General features: G+C 36.9%; 16 protein-coding genes and 1 pseudogene. 11 read left to right on the top strand and 6 right to left on the bottom strand.

Annotated features, from left to right (window positions below; all coding sequences use genetic code 11):
• Window positions 1-14 precede the first annotated feature (14 nt).
• From atpG to MIDI_RS05440, 7 genes are all read left to right on the top strand, one after another.
• Entirely contained in the window at window positions 15-866 is an 852-nt protein-coding gene (atpG, locus tag MIDI_RS05470; RefSeq protein WP_013951588.1) for an ATP synthase F1 subunit gamma, read from the top strand.
• A 27-nt stretch (window positions 867-893) separates the two neighbouring features.
• Window positions 894-2,306: a F0F1 ATP synthase subunit beta gene (atpD, locus tag MIDI_RS05465; RefSeq protein WP_013951587.1), complete on the top strand. Its 1,413-nt coding sequence runs from the start codon at window positions 894-896 to the stop codon at window positions 2,304-2,306.
• A 10-nt stretch (window positions 2,307-2,316) separates the two neighbouring features.
• Window positions 2,317-2,559, top strand: coding sequence for a F0F1 ATP synthase subunit epsilon (locus MIDI_RS05460; RefSeq protein ID WP_041185548.1), 243 nt, complete (start codon window positions 2,317-2,319; stop codon window positions 2,557-2,559).
• 375 nt (window positions 2,560-2,934) lie between these two features.
• The gene (locus MIDI_RS05455; protein WP_013951585.1) at window positions 2,935-3,345 is read left to right on the top strand and encodes a hypothetical protein; all 411 of its coding nucleotides are present in this window, start codon (window positions 2,935-2,937) and stop codon (window positions 3,343-3,345) included.
• A gap of 265 nt (window positions 3,346-3,610) precedes the next feature.
• The gene (locus MIDI_RS05450) at window positions 3,611-3,799 is read left to right on the top strand and encodes a hypothetical protein (protein WP_041185547.1); all 189 of its coding nucleotides are present in this window, start codon (window positions 3,611-3,613) and stop codon (window positions 3,797-3,799) included.
• 194 nt (window positions 3,800-3,993) lie between these two features.
• On the top strand, window positions 3,994-4,119 hold the full coding sequence (locus MIDI_RS09900) for a hypothetical protein (RefSeq protein ID WP_272940955.1): 126 nt from the start codon (window positions 3,994-3,996) through the stop codon (window positions 4,117-4,119).
• Window positions 4,120-4,217: 98 nt separating this feature from the next.
• Window positions 4,218-4,484, top strand: coding sequence for a hypothetical protein (locus MIDI_RS05440; protein WP_160162295.1), 267 nt, complete (start codon window positions 4,218-4,220; stop codon window positions 4,482-4,484).
• 219 nt (window positions 4,485-4,703) lie between these two features.
• Here the strand turns inward: MIDI_RS05440 and iscX are convergent, their stop codons facing one another.
• From iscX to secF, 5 genes and pseudogenes are all read right to left on the bottom strand, one after another.
• Window positions 4,704-4,907, bottom strand: a complete 204-nt coding sequence (gene iscX, locus MIDI_RS05435) for a Fe-S cluster assembly protein IscX (RefSeq protein ID WP_013951582.1) — start codon at window positions 4,905-4,907, stop codon at window positions 4,704-4,706.
• A 3-nt stretch (window positions 4,908-4,910) separates the two neighbouring features.
• Window positions 4,911-6,043 (bottom strand): annotated as a pseudogene (prfB, locus tag MIDI_RS05430) (peptide chain release factor 2).
• Window positions 6,040-7,236: a UDP-N-acetylglucosamine 1-carboxyvinyltransferase gene (locus tag MIDI_RS05425; protein WP_237697357.1), complete on the bottom strand. Its 1,197-nt coding sequence runs from the start codon at window positions 7,234-7,236 to the stop codon at window positions 6,040-6,042. The pseudogene prfB and the gene MIDI_RS05425 overlap by 4 nt, the downstream one beginning before the upstream one ends.
• The gene (locus MIDI_RS09895; protein WP_013951579.1) at window positions 7,229-7,363 is read right to left on the bottom strand and encodes a hypothetical protein; all 135 of its coding nucleotides are present in this window, start codon (window positions 7,361-7,363) and stop codon (window positions 7,229-7,231) included. The genes MIDI_RS05425 and MIDI_RS09895 overlap by 8 nt, the downstream gene beginning before the upstream one ends.
• Before the next feature lie 58 nt (window positions 7,364-7,421).
• Window positions 7,422-8,333 carry a protein translocase subunit SecF gene (gene secF / locus MIDI_RS05420; protein WP_013951578.1) on the bottom strand — a complete coding sequence of 304 codons (912 nt, stop codon included), beginning with the start codon at window positions 8,331-8,333 and terminating at the stop codon, window positions 7,422-7,424.
• A 267-nt stretch (window positions 8,334-8,600) separates the two neighbouring features.
• On the opposite strand from secF, the gene MIDI_RS05415 reads away from it, so the two are divergent.
• The 4 genes from MIDI_RS05415 (at window position 8,601) to ccoG (ending at window position 13,725) form a co-directional block, all read left to right on the top strand.
• Window positions 8,601-10,097 carry an Rne/Rng family ribonuclease gene (locus MIDI_RS05415; protein ID WP_013951577.1) on the top strand — a complete coding sequence of 499 codons (1,497 nt, stop codon included), beginning with the start codon at window positions 8,601-8,603 and terminating at the stop codon, window positions 10,095-10,097.
• A 16-nt stretch (window positions 10,098-10,113) separates the two neighbouring features.
• Complete coding sequence (locus tag MIDI_RS06485) at window positions 10,114-10,578, top strand: hypothetical protein (RefSeq protein ID WP_052567734.1); 465 nt, start codon at window positions 10,114-10,116, stop codon at window positions 10,576-10,578.
• 113 nt (window positions 10,579-10,691) lie between these two features.
• Window positions 10,692-12,371, top strand: a complete 1,680-nt coding sequence (locus MIDI_RS05410) for an ABC transporter ATP-binding protein (RefSeq protein ID WP_160162292.1) — start codon at window positions 10,692-10,694, stop codon at window positions 12,369-12,371.
• Window positions 12,372-12,375: 4 nt separating this feature from the next.
• Window positions 12,376-13,725: a cytochrome c oxidase accessory protein CcoG gene (ccoG, locus tag MIDI_RS05405; protein WP_013951575.1), complete on the top strand. Its 1,350-nt coding sequence runs from the start codon at window positions 12,376-12,378 to the stop codon at window positions 13,723-13,725.
• Window positions 13,726-13,788: 63 nt separating this feature from the next.
• Here the strand turns inward: ccoG and MIDI_RS05400 are convergent, their stop codons facing one another.
• Complete coding sequence (locus MIDI_RS05400; RefSeq protein WP_041185544.1) at window positions 13,789-14,016, bottom strand: hypothetical protein; 228 nt, start codon at window positions 14,014-14,016, stop codon at window positions 13,789-13,791.
• Between the last annotated feature and the right edge of the window lie 96 nt (window positions 14,017-14,112).

Below are 14,112 nucleotides of genomic sequence, written 5' to 3'. Positions count from 1 at the left end.
ATTTGGGAAACGCTATGTCTTCATTAAAATTTTTAAAGGGACGGATAAAGAGTGTAAAATCCACGCAGAAAATTACTAGAGCAATGCAACTTATCTCTGCCGCAAGACTAAATAAGGCGAGGGAGGCTTTGGAGTTATCTATTCCATACACAACTGCAATGCAGGAAATGATCATATCTGTTGCTGGGAGTGCCGAATTAAATATACCGATGTTTAAAAAATTTTCTGAAAGGCAGAAACATTTGATTGTTGTAGTCACCTCTGATAGAGGACTGTGTAGCTCCTTTAATGCTGCTGTAATCAAAAAAGCAAAAGAGTATTGTACTACACTACAAACTTTAGGTGAAAGTTTTTATATAAGGTGCATTGGAAAGCGCGGTGATGAGAGCTTAAGTAATCATTTTGGGACGGAATTAGTCACAAAAGTGTCGAGCACAAAGCAAATAGACACTAAATTAGCAAGCTCAATAGTAGAAAATATTATTAAGGATTTAAGCTTAGATAAGTTTAATACTGCAAATATCATATTTAATAATTTTGTATCAGCAATGCAGTATGAAACAGTTAATAAACAGATTATTCCTTGTGAGGTTGGAATAACCAATCAAGGTGCAAATTTTGAGTTTGAGCCGGTTTTACCAGAAATGATTGAGGAACTAACAGAAAAATATTTAATAGCTGTTATTTATAATGTACTACTTGAAAATGCGGCCAGCGAACACAGTGCGCGAATGACTGCTATGGATAATGCGACAAGAAATGCTAAAGAAATGCTACATAATTTAAGCAATAAATATAGTAGGACAAGACAGGCTTTAATTACAAAAGAGCTTATTGAAATCATTTCAGGAGCACAAGCAATATAAGTTGTTAATAAAAAAGGATATTTAAAAATGGCTAATAAAGGTATAATAACCCAAGTAATAGGTGCGGTGGTAGACGTTAGGTTTGAAAGAGGCTTGCCGCCTATATTAAATGCGATAAGCTGCACTCACCTAGGTAGAGAGTTAGTTTTTGAAGTTGCCCAGCATATTGGTGAAGGTGAAGTGCGAGCAATTGCCATGGATAGTACTGAGGGGCTAAAGCGGGGCATGGAAGTTTTTGATAAGGGAGAGCCTATCTCTGTTCCGGTTGGAAGGGAAACTCTAGGCAGAATTATGAATGTAACTGGTGAGCCGATTGATGAGAGAGGGCCAATTGGTGCTAAATCTACACTTCCAATACATAGAAAAGCTCCTAAACTCATTGATCAAGCCACAGCTTCAGAAATATTAGTTACAGGGATCAAAGTCATAGATTTATTGGCACCATATGCTAAAGGAGGGAAGATCGGGCTTTTTGGAGGTGCAGGGGTCGGAAAGACAGTATTAATTATGGAATTGATCAATAACGTAGCTAAAGCTCATGGCGGTTTTTCAGTGTTCGCAGGAGTTGGAGAGCGGACAAGAGAGGGGAACGATCTTTATCATGAAATGATGGATTCTAAAATTATAGATGTGGATGATTCAACTAGATCTAAGGTTGCCTTGATTTATGGACAGATGAACGAGCCTCCTGGAGCACGTGCAAGAGTTGCTTTGACGGGATTGACTGTTGCAGAGTTTTTTAGAGATGAAGAAGGACAAGATGTATTGTTTTTCGTGGATAATATATTTAGGTTTACCCAAGCAGGCTCAGAGGTTTCAGCGCTTCTCGGACGCATTCCCTCAGCGGTCGGTTATCAGCCAACACTTGCTACGGAAATGGGCGCTTTACAAGAGAGAATCACTTCAACCAAGAAAGGTTCGATTACCTCGGTTCAAGCTATATATGTGCCTGCCGATGACTTAACAGATCCAGCCCCTGCAACATCATTTGCTCACCTTGATGCTACAACTGTTCTTAGTAGACAGATAGCAGAGCAAGGTATATATCCAGCTGTTGATCCACTGGATAGTACTTCACAAATGTTATCGCCTGCGATAGTTGGAGAACGCCATTATGGAGTTGCAGGGGAAGTGCAGAGGATTTTACAAACCTATAAATCTTTGCAAGACATTATTGCGATTCTTGGTATGGATGAACTTCCTGATGCGGACAAGTTGATTGTAAACCGAGCCAGAAAGATCCAAAGGTTTTTATCACAACCATTCCATGCTGCAGAAGTATTTACTGGAGCACCTGGTAAATCTGTGGCCCTTGAAGACACGATTGAAGGTTTTGAAGATTTAGTTAGTGGCAAGTATGATCACTTGCCAGAATCAGCTTTCTATATGGTTGGCTCGATAGGAGAGGCAGTAGAAAAGGCTAAAAAATTACAAGTATAGTAGGTAGATAGTGTCAAAAATAAACTGTAAGTTGTTAGCACTTGATTCCAAGATTCTAGACGAGGATTTAGATATGATAGTAATTCCAGGAAAGGAAGGAGAATTAGGAATTTTAAATGGACATATACCTATGGTTGTTACATTAAAGAAGGGGCAAATCAAGGCTTATTTAGAGAACACCATAACGATTTATGATATTGAATGGGGTTTTGCTCGTATTACCAAAGATAGATGCAATATACTTTTATCTTAGGTTTGATAAAGAGATATTGGTATACAGCGTACAAGCAGGGGAGACTATAAAATATTTTGATAGTGGAGTATAGCTTCTGTTGCAGTAGTATGGATGATAAGCCTGTGAGGACTTTTGTTTGTCGCGGTTCGAGGGTAAATGCGTTGCCCGCCAATTATTTATGCTGCCTTTTTCGATGAATAAGAGTTACTCTGCTGTGTTTACGCAACTTTCTCCTACCTCGCTATTGCTGTAAAAAAATCTTGACCACTGTTTTGAGGTGTATATACAATACGCTACGGTGTTGTTTTTGTTGTTATAGATAGAGGTAGGTATGCGTGACAGCACCAAAGAAGAAAATTTTAGTGAGACTCAGCTTCAGGAGATATTCAAGGAATGGAGAAAATTAGAAGATCCAGCAGCACTTTTGGCAATCAAATTAGTGAAGCAGTATCATTAGTTGCGAAGGAGCCCATTTTTGCGTATTTATTAGAAAGAATTGCAGGAAATGACGAGTATTATAGCGTAGCATTAAGGCTTTGCGAAGAACACGGTTTTTTAATACGCTTTAAAGAGCCGTCTACCTATCGAATATTTGAATTAGCTGTAGGAGTGGATACTTCGTCCGCTTCTAATAAAGCGGAATTGCAAATGTTGTGGATGAAAGTTTTGACTCAGTTATGTAATGAATCCGGCTTTGTAACTCCACTCCACGATAATGCTTTGGCGCATACTAGCAAAATTATCAGCGATTTAAAAATTCTTGAAGATTTAAAAAAAGAACAACGGCTTGAAGTTGCTAGCTAGCGTGGCAGGGGATCATTGCGCCTGGCGGAACCTAGTATGATAAAGCTAAAATTTTCTATCACTTATCTTTAGATATTAGCCGTGAGATCCTTGGAGAAAACAGCAAGGAGGTAGCACAGGTGTGTGACCGCATAGGTTTAGTGTATAAAAATTTACAAAATCATGAAGACGCGATTGCTGTATGCAAAGCTTGCTATATATAAGGAACTGTATGGGGAAACTAATGCTGAGGTGGCACAAGTTTATCGAGAAATAGCGTTACTGTATGATAGACAGCATAACCATACTGAAGCCTGTGCTCTATTACAAAGAGCTCTCTATATATAAATCTTCTTTAGAGAAGATGATCAGAGAACCAACCAGGATGCGTACTGACCTAAAGTTTATATTTAATATCCAGAGTTATGGAGAAGACGAAATGCAGGCTAATATAAATCCAATGTTTGGTCCATAGGGGACCCCACTTTGCTAGAAGAGAATTAAATGTAATTGAAGATAGACCGCTTGAGGGGAAGAGAAACGCGGCCGGTGAGGAATCAAACTTGGTGTCTCCTGAAGAGCAAGAAGTTTACGGTAGTAGTGGAGCTTATCCAACATTAAGTAAGGGCAGAAACACAATACGATAGTGTGCTTTTAAGAAATACGGCCATGTTAAAACTAGCTACTAATAGCAATGATGGAGCGGACCTTTTAAATAGAGTAATTAAGTTGGCAATAGATCAAGATGGAAAAGAAAATGAAGCTGCTAAGCTTTCTTATCCAAGCTTTCGATGAGGGCGGAGAGGAAGCTTTGCGTGATATTTTAATCAAACTTGAGCAGCACAAAGAGGAGTTTAAGATCAAAAGGCTTTAAAAGTGATATGGAGAAGCTAGTGACTTCATTGTTTAAGGCGATTGCTGGCACTAATGAATTAATTGACTCAGATTCTGCCATTATAGAGCGGGATAACGAGGTGTTTGATAGGGTAGCAAGCTGGTTTAGAGATTTAAGAACCGCATTAGGTTATGATGAAAATAGTGAGGAAGCAAATAATTTAGAAATAACGTTCTTGCAAGGATTGCATGAGAAATTGGGCGAGAGTAATTCATGGTTCGCTGGTTCTCCAAGTCCGTTATCCAGGCTTAGACCCAGACGATGAGATCCTGGGGTTACAGTGGCAGCAGTACTAGCTACGCTCAAAATGTTCACCAGGTTTGATCCAGAACTGGACATATTTTTAGTAGTTGGTGCGGATAATGCAACTTCCTGGGTTTACGAAGAGCTACGTTGGGACTTGCTAGATGAGCATATGGCTCAGTAATTTGGCTCTTTATAATACGGAAGTTGTTTTGGCTCTCTATATTTGGGAGAAAATTTTCTAATGGTTGCTATCCCTTTCTTCAAGCCATGCAGCTTGGACTGCTTCTAATATCTTTTCGTTTGATCTGTTAGGCAAATCATCGAGATAATTTAGAGAAACCACCATCTCTTTTAGTTTTGGAAAGCTGATATTAATTATATCAATATCAGGGTACTTTTCTTCTAAAGAAATTGCTATATCGTAAATATCTGTCCAACGCATAAACTAATCCAAATCTTCAATAAAGTTATCTAGGCCCTTACCGGTCGCTTTGCTTACTAACATCTTATACATGAATTTGTCAAGATCTCCGTCTAAAACTGCGGTGGTGTCTGTTTCTTGGTGACCAGTTCTTAAATCTTTAACCACACGATAAGGATGTAGAACATAGGATCTAATCTGGTGGCCCCAACTAATACCGGTTTTGGAGGCATTCAGCTGGCTAGCTGCTGCCTCTTTTTTCTTTAGTTCTAGATCATAGAGCCTCGCCTTTAGCATAGAAAAACATTCATCTCGATTGCGGTGTTGGGAACGGTTGCTTTGTGATTGCACTACTATTCCTGTTGGCAGGTGTATGATTCTAACCGCACTATCTGTAGTGTTAACATGCTGTCCCCCCGCTCCTGATGCTCTATAAGTATCAATTCTTAGCTCTGACTCCTTTATTTTAATTTGTATGTCTTCATCAACAACTGGATACACAAAAATGCTTGCAAAGCTGGTGTGTCTTTTCCCGGCACTATTAAATGGTGAAATTCTAACTAATCTATGTATACCGGTCTCATTCTTGAGCCAACCATATGACCCAGGGCTCGAAATTTTTATTGTACATGATTTTATACCAGCCTCTTCACCACTTAGTTGATCTATTATTTCAGACTTAAATTTATGCTGTTCAATCCAACGTAAGTACATTCTAAGTAACATAGCAGCCCAATCGTTACTCTCAGTTCCTCCAGCTCCAGAATGGATTTCAGCAAAGCAGCCATTATTGTCAGCCTCGCCTGAAAATAAACATTCTATTTCTTGTTTTTTCGTTTCCTGAGATAGTTTTTCTAATTCGTGGTCAATTTCCAAGATTAAGCTTTGATCACTAGCTTCACTTGCTAGATTGTATAACTCTAAATTTTCCTTAAGTTTTTTTTCTAATCTTGACGATTCCATTAATAGATTTTTCCAGGTAGTCTCTCTCCTTTAGCAGTTTCTTAGTCTTTTGTTGATCAGACCATAAAGATAGCTGCTCACACTCATAGTTAAGTTGCTGTAATCTTGTTAGAGAATTATCCCAGTCAAAGATACCTCCTGAGAAGCTCTAAGGTATTCTCTATACTTTTTTTAAATGTTTCGATGGTACTCATACTCTTATTTTTTCTATCTTTAGGTTGACGTCTTTTAACTTTTCGATTAAATCGCCGTAGCCTCTTTCTATTTGTTCTGCGACTGTTAGTATAGTCGTGCCTTCTGCAAGGGCAGCAGCAATGAGGTAAGCAAGTCCACCTCTTATATCTGGTACTGCAATTGGTTCTGGAATTGCTTTGAGGGTTGTAGGGCCATATATTAGAGCGCCATGCTCATAGTCAAAGCCTTTATAGCGACAAGGAAGAGAGCCTAAGCAAGCTTTTACTACTTGAGTTTTTGCTCCTAACTTATTTAATACTTCTAAATAACCGAATCGTTGCTCATATACAGTTTCATGAATTACAGACATACCGTTAGCCTGTGTCAATAATACTGAAAAAGGCTGCTGCCAATCTGTTGAAAATCCTGGATAAACATCTGTTTCAATAATGACATGCTTTAACTCATGCCGACGATAGAATTTAATTGTATCGGCATCAATCAATTTATAACCGCCGCCAACTTGGTTGTAGTATGAAAGAAAATTACCAAGTTGATCAGGTTTTACCCCAGACACCTCTATTTCCCCGCCTGAAGCGCAAGCGAGTGAGGCCCAAGAGGCGGCCTCTATTCTATCTCCAATTACATAAATATTAGTGCCATCTAATTCCTGCACACCGTGTACAGTTATACACCTCCCTGAGTCTAAAAATATAATAGCGCCCATCGCTCTTAACATAGTTATTAGTGCGATAATCTCTGGCTCAATTGCAATATTCTTAATAACGCTAGTTCCTTCAGCGAGTGTGGCTAAAAATAAACAGGTTTCTGTGGCTCCAACTGATGGGTAAGGTAAAGTTATGTGACAACCCTTGAGCTTATTCCTCACTTCCGCAGTATATACATTACCTTCTTTTTTTACGTCTGCTCCGAATTTTTGAATAGCGTCTATATGAAAGTCGACATTTCTTTTACCGATATCATCACCTCCAACTGTTGGAACAGTTGCAGTTCCGAATCGGTGTAAAAGCACACTAAGCAATAGAATTGGCATCCTATTTGTTCTTGAATCTGGAAGCGCAACTTTTGATTCTTGTAGAGGCGCAGGGTCTATAGTTATGGAATTATGTGCATTCCAACTGATACGAGCTCCAGCTGATTCCAAAAGTTTCTGCGTAATTTCGACATCTCCAATTCTTGGGACATTATTCAAGGTAGATATTTCTCTTGATAGCAAACAGGCTATCATGGCTTTGGTTGCAAAATTTTTTTGCTCCCATGCAAGTCACTTTACCGCTAACTTTTTCTCCGCCTGTTATTTTATAAGCTATATTCTGCATCTTTTTATTATCCCTGTAACTTAAAACCTTATACGCTAATGTAGGTAAAATTGCAAAATTATAAACCCTTTACTTCTTTAGATTTATAAAATAGCGTCAACAACGGTGCAGAGATATATATAGAAGAATACGTACCAAAAGCTGTCCCGAAAAATAACGTAGCTCCAAATCCTTTTAAGGCTGGCCCTCCAAATAAGACCAGTGCTATGCAGACTACTAGAGTGGTGGCAGCAGTCATTATAGTTCTTGATAGGGTTTCATTAATGCTTAAATTAATTAACTCAGAAATGCTCTTTTTAGAATGTTTTTTTAAATTTTCTCTAATTCTGTCATATATTACTACACTATCATTAACTGAATATCCTATAATGGTCAGTATCGCAGCAATAGAAGTTAAATTAAATTCAAATCTAGAAAAAATATAAAAACCGAGAGCAGCAATTATATCATGAACTAAGGCAATAACAACTCCTATACCAAAAACCCAATTAAATCTTATTGCAACGTATATCATCATTGCAATGAGAGCAAGTACCACAGCAATAATCCCTTTATTGATGAGCTCATCTCCAATTTTAGGTCCTACATAGTCAATCTTCCTAAATTCTACATTGGTAAATTCTGTAGCAATACTATTTTTGAGGGCCTCTATTTCACTAGCGTATAGATTATCATTTTTCGTTTGCAGTCTGACAATTAGATTATCTTTCTCGTCATATTGTATTGCAGCTCCGTGATAGCCAGCTTGATCCAAGAAAGATCGCATATTAGTGGCAGTGATTAGAGAAGAAGAACTGATTTCCATAATTACCCCTCCTGTGAAGTCTATGCCCAAGTTAAATCCTTTAGTGAAAATACAAATCAAAGTGACTATAGTAATAACTGTGCTAATCAAATAGGCTATATGTCGCTGTTTTAGGAAGTTTATTTTGGTATTTTGTTTGATCAAAATAATGGGTAGCTTCAACATAATTTTTTATTAATCCTTTTACTTGACTATTTGCATAAAATAATCTTAGATATACGCCTAATTTTAACTACCGAGATTTTAATTAATCTTTGAAATAGCTCAAGACAATTTATTCGGCAGTTTATAAAAAGCAATAATTCTTATTAAAGTCTAGCTAAATTTAACAAGATCTGAAATTTAGTGGATTGGTTTAGGCGCAAGGGCGCGGTTCATAAATATTGCTTTATTTTTTGTAAAATTGAGAAAAATCAAAAATAGTACTTAAATATGGTAAAAAGAATATTAATAGACGCAGCACATGAAGAAGAAATTAGATTAGTTCTTACAGAAGACAATATTATAAAAGCCTTTGATTATCATAATAAAGATAGAAATTCGATCAAGGGTAATGTTTACTTAGCAAAGGTTACAAGAGTTGAGCCATCCTTACAATCAGCTTTTGTTGAATATGGAGGCAATAAACAAGGATTTTTACCTTTAGCGGAAATTCACCCTGATTATTATCAGATCCCTAAAAATGATAAAGAAGCGATACTTGAATCCATGGCCAAAGCTAAACAAGAAGCTCAAAATTCAGGGTTGGATGATATTGATGAAGACGCCAAAGGAGGCGGAGGGGAAATTAGTAGACCTTTGTTTTACAAGAAATATAAGATTCAAGAAGTCATGAGAAAAGACCAAGCTCTATTAGTGCAGGTCACTAAAGAAGAACGTGGTAATAAGGGAGCAGCTCTTTCAACATATATATCATTGGCTGGACGATACTGTGTACTACTTCCTAATTCTGGAAATGTTGGTGGAGTATCTAGAAAAATAGATGATGCTGAAGAGAGAAAGAGGCTTAGAGCAGTAGTGCAAGAATTGAGTGAACATCTGGAAATTTCAAATAGCGTGATTGTAAGAACTGCCGGTGGTCATAAAACCAAGACAGAACTTAAACGAGATTTGAGTTATTTAAGCAGACTTTGGAATAATATACGGTCACATACTCTTTCTTCGGTTGCACCAGCTTTTATACACGAAGAGGGTGATATAATAAAAAAAGCGATCAGGGATCTATATGATAGCGATATTGATGAAATAATAGTTTCAGGTTTAAAAGCTTATGAAAATGCAAAAGACTTTACAAAATTGCTTTTGCCAAGGCATGTAGATAAAGTAAAGTTGCACCAAGCTGTTACGCCTATTTTCAGCAAGTATGGTATAGAGGAGCAATTAGGTAAGCTCTACGATCACAATGTACAATTAAGCTCTGGTGGGTACATAGTAATAAATCAGACCGAAGCATTAGTTGCAATTGATGTAAATTCTGGAAAATCTACGGGTGAGAGAAGTATTGAAAATACAGCGCTGAAAAATAACTTAGAAGCCGCAAAAGAGGTAGCAGGACAGCTTAGGTTAAGAGACTTGTCAGGCCTAATTGTTATTGATTTTATAGATATGGCAGAGGCTAAAAATCGTAAAGAAGTTGAAAAAGCCTTGAAAGATGCGTTATCTCATGACAGAGCGAGAACTCAGATAGGTAAGATTAGCGAATTCGGTATTTTAGAAATGTCTAGACAAAGGCTGCGTCAAAGTTTCTCTGAAACTTATATGTTGCCTTGCAATCACTGTGCGGGTAGAGGTAGAATCAGACCAGAAAATGTGACAGCTATCGCAATTATTAGAGCTATAGAAAATGAGGTAGCAAGGGGCATCTATAATGAAGTCAAAGTTTCATGCTCACAAGAGCTAGTCCTATATTTATTAAATCAAAAAGTGTAATGATATAGCGAATATAGTGCAGGACCGTGGTATTAAGCTTAGTTTTGCAATTGATAATGAGGCCGGGGCAGATGGCTTTTTCTTAGAAGGAGTTAAAAGAGCTTCAGAATCTAAGAAAACAGCGCTATCTGCCATAGATTTTGAACCTTATCGTATTGATAATAATGAGAAAGAGCAGGTCCCTAAAGCCACAGAGAAAAGTACGAAAGCTACTAAATCAAGTCAGAAAAAGAAATTTAAAACTCAGCCTGCAGTAGAAAATAAAACTGAATTAGACAAAATTGAAGAGCCAAAGGTAAACAAAAATCCTAAACGCTGTAAGAAGGGGTTCCGCAGTCGTAGTAGGAATGAATTAAAGACATTTGGGGATGTTGAGCCCAATGACGAAGTTGCTATTGATGAGGTAAGAGAGAGTGGTTCAGTTGAAGATAGTAAAAATAATTCCTTATTAAAAGAAATTTGGAAAAAAATAGTTGATTGATGTTTAGGTAATTTATTAATGAACAAGGGCAACAAAGTAAACCATGATAGCAGTTGGTATCTAATTAAAAGACTATACACAGAACACATCCATCATTATCGTCAAAAAATTTTTTGGCAGTAATATTCTTAATGTTTGTAGCTGCTATAACAACTGCGATAAATGCATGGTTAATGCAGCCGGTTTTAGATAGTATATTCTTTAATAAAGAACTTACAATGCTTTACATTGTTCCCACATTTGTTGTGATAAATAGCATAGTCAAGGGAGGGGCGCACTTTTATCAACTGTCCACAATGAAAAAATTGGGGCAGAAAATTGTTAATGATTTGCAGATAAGGTTGTATTCCCATTTGATATACGCAGATACTAAACTACTAATGGAGTATCCTTCTGGAAATTTAATATCAAGAATGACCAATGATATTAATGCAATGCGCAAAAGTGTATCAGATCTGTTAACAGGCGCTGTACAGGAATTATGTACTTTAATTGGTCTAGTTTTTTTGATGTTTTATCAAAGTAAAAGCCTAGCATTAATAGCAGTTTTTATTATACCAGTTGCGTTCTACCCAATGCTGAAATTAGGTCATAAGATGAGACGTGTTGCTAGAAAAATCCAAGAGGGGCTTTCAAGCTTCACTGTAAGACTCGATGAAACTTTTCAGCATATAAGCTTAGTTAAATCCTATTGTCGAGAAGAATATGAAATTTCTAGAGCAAAAAAAGTTACAGATAACGTACTTTCCCTTTACAAAAAATCTGCATATATAGAGTCCGCTCCTTCACCAATGATGGAGGTGTTGAGCAGCGTAGCTATAGCCTTTATAATATGGTACGGTGGATCCGAAGTTATAGATTCAAAAATGAGCCCTGGCGAATTCTTTTCGTTTATTACTGCCTTAATTGTGACATATAAACCTTTAAAGTCAGTAACTCAACTTAATACTTCACTGCAGGAGGCGTTGTCAGCTGCTAAGCGCATGTTTTCATTATTAGATGAAAAGCCTACTATCTTTGATGATCCCCGCACCCCCCACTCTGCACTAAAAAATTTTAATATAGAATTCCATGATATACATTTCTCTTATAAAACTGGATTAAAAATTCTGGATGGATTTAATTTGAGAATCCAAGAAGGAACAACAGTTGCACTTGTTGGTAGCTCAGGAGTTGGCAAAACTACGGTATTGCAGCTTCTACAACGCTTATATGATCCAGAAAGCGGTTATATAACTATAGGAGGCCAGAATATTACTAAAATGCGCCTTAATGATCTAAGAAATGAAATTGCTTTGGTCAGTCAAGAAATCGCGCTCTTTGACGAGACGATTATGGACAATATCAGGTATGGGAAGTTAGAAGCAACGCAAGAAGAAATTGTTGAAGCGGCAGTCGCTGCTGCAGCTCATGATTTTATTATAAACCTTCCAGAGGGATATAATACTCTTATTGGACAAAGGGGAGTAAAGCTTTCTGGCGGTCAAAGGCAAAGGTTAGCGATAGCAAGAGCTATGTTAAAAAATTCGCCTGTTTTATTACTTGACGAGGCAACTAGCGCCTTAGATTCGATTGCTGAAAAGCAAGTTCAAGAAGCTCTAGATAGACTCAAAAAGGGGCGTACTACAATAGTGATTGCTCATAGGCTGTCTTCGATAGAGGGAGCAGATATGATATGCGTTATAGCAAATGGTAGAGTCGCAGAATATGGAAGTCACCAAGAACTGATAAGCTTAAATAGAGAATATTGCAAATTTTATAATCAATATAAGAATATAACCGGCATGAATTGATAAGATGGTTAAGATTTATCCTCAAAGCGTTGTTGGTAGATATAGAACCATAAAAAATCGTGCAAATATTGTGCTATTATTATTCTATTTTTTAACTCCTTGGCTTAGATGGTATAGAGACGAAAACGCTCCATCCCAGGCTATACTGATTGATTTACCTACTAGAAGAGCTTATTTTTTTAATATAGAAATTTGGCCAGAGGAAATTTTTTATATAATGACTATTTTGATTATAGCTGCTTTTGGGCTTTTCTTATTTACCTCTATTTTGGGCCGCATATGGTGTGGTTATACTTGCCCTCATACTGTTTTTGTAGATCTTTTTATTAAAGTCGAAACGTTTTTTCAAGGGAGCCGCAATAGCAGGATAGCATTAGACAAAATGCCGATGAATTCATCTAAATTAGTAAAAAAGTTGTTAACGCATCTTGTATGGGGAGGTTTAAGCTTCCTTTTTGCTTTTGGTTGGATTTGTTATTTTTATGATGCTCCAAGTTTTTGTCATGACTTATTTTTAGGACGTTTAGACACGGCTCCAAGGTCTTGGCTATTTGGTTTGACTTTCACCACTTATATTTTAGCGGGCTTAATGAGAGAAAAAGTATGTACTCATATTTGCCCGTATGGCAGGTTTCAACCAGCTATGCTAGATAATGATAGTCTAACCGTAACATATCATAGCTGGCGCGGCGAGCCTCGTTTACAAAAAATACTAAATAAAAATAGTAAATTGAAAAATTTTGGTGATTGTGTTGACTGCTATAGATGTGTGGCTGTTTGCCCTATGGGAATAGATATTAGAGACGGGCTACAAATGCAATGTATAGGCTGTGGATTATGTATAGACGCATGTGATTCTGTGATGAGCAAACTCAATCAGCCTCTTGGCTTAATCTCGTATTCTAGTATTAATCTAACAGAAAAATTAAAAAAAGGTTTGAAAGCACAAGTTAAATTAATCAGGCCAAAAACTGTGCTGTATACTTTATTAATATTGATTGCTGCTACTATTATACTGAAAAACTTGCTCGATAAATCAATATTTGTTTTGTCTATTGAAAGGGAGCGCGGACCATTATTTACTACTCTGCCAGATGGAGATATTCGCAATACTTATAATGTTTATATTGCTAACAAAGCGTTAAAAGTAAAAGATATTTGTTTAGAAATAAGAGGTGTAACGAATGCTCTAATTAAAGGTAATATGATGCATATGGGAAATACCTATCAGAAGAAACTATGCTTTCCTATTGAGGCAGATTCAGAAAATAGATTCAAGGTATTTATCAAAACTAAACTAGACATTTCTGTAGATTCAGAAAAAAAAATTTACCTTTATTGTTCGCGATACTGAGAGTGGTAGAACCGAGGCAATAGATTCTATTTTGATCTCTGGAAAATCAATGTAGTGCCTGTATTATCCAGCTAGAGCCCTACTAGAGTCGGGAGATTTTTTAGAAGATAAGAACCTTGAGGTTGAAGTGCTGTAGTTAGTATGAATAAAATCAAGATACATTTCTTCAATACTTTTGCCTTCTTCTAAATCCGGGTTTTCTTGATAATTGGGTAAATTATAATCTGTATAAAGTTGCTTTTTAGGTTCTTTTCGTATTTCCGTATCGTATTGATTATTTAGGTAATGCACTCTAGCACCAATAGCTAAGTAGAAATCGAAACAGGTGAAGTCAAGAAGCTCATAGCAGCTATCGCACCTCCTACCGCATAATTACTTAACCCTAGT

Origin of the sequence: Candidatus Midichloria mitochondrii IricVA (assembly GCF_000219355.1) — a bacterium.
Taxonomy (GTDB): domain Bacteria; phylum Pseudomonadota; class Alphaproteobacteria; order Rickettsiales; family Midichloriaceae; genus Midichloria; species Midichloria mitochondrii.
Note: the sequence above shows the minus strand (reverse complement) of the source record. Positions and strands in the feature narration are given on the sequence as shown.

What these genes read in the sequence shown, in the direction of transcription:
- MIDI_RS05455 (WP_013951585.1), top strand. Translation starts at nt 2,935, where the DNA reads ATGGAGAAAATTAGAAGATCCAGCAGCACTTTTGGCAATCAAATTAGT.
- secF (WP_013951578.1), bottom strand. Translation starts at nt 8,333, where the DNA reads ATGTTGAAGCTACCCATTATTTTGATCAAACAAAATACCAAAATAAAC.
- atpD (WP_013951587.1), top strand. Translation starts at nt 894, where the DNA reads ATGGCTAATAAAGGTATAATAACCCAAGTAATAGGTGCGGTGGTAGAC.
- atpG (WP_013951588.1), top strand. Translation starts at nt 15, where the DNA reads ATGTCTTCATTAAAATTTTTAAAGGGACGGATAAAGAGTGTAAAATCC.
- MIDI_RS05415 (WP_013951577.1), top strand. Translation starts at nt 8,601, where the DNA reads ATGGTAAAAAGAATATTAATAGACGCAGCACATGAAGAAGAAATTAGA.
- ccoG (WP_013951575.1), top strand. Translation starts at nt 12,376, where the DNA reads ATGGTTAAGATTTATCCTCAAAGCGTTGTTGGTAGATATAGAACCATA.
- MIDI_RS09900 (WP_272940955.1), top strand. Translation starts at nt 3,994, where the DNA reads ATGTTAAAACTAGCTACTAATAGCAATGATGGAGCGGACCTTTTAAAT.
- MIDI_RS05450 (WP_041185547.1), top strand. Translation starts at nt 3,611, where the DNA reads ATGATAGACAGCATAACCATACTGAAGCCTGTGCTCTATTACAAAGAG.
- iscX (WP_013951582.1), bottom strand. Translation starts at nt 4,907, where the DNA reads ATGCGTTGGACAGATATTTACGATATAGCAATTTCTTTAGAAGAAAAG.
- MIDI_RS09895 (WP_013951579.1), bottom strand. Translation starts at nt 7,363, where the DNA reads ATGCAGAATATAGCTTATAAAATAACAGGCGGAGAAAAAGTTAGCGGT.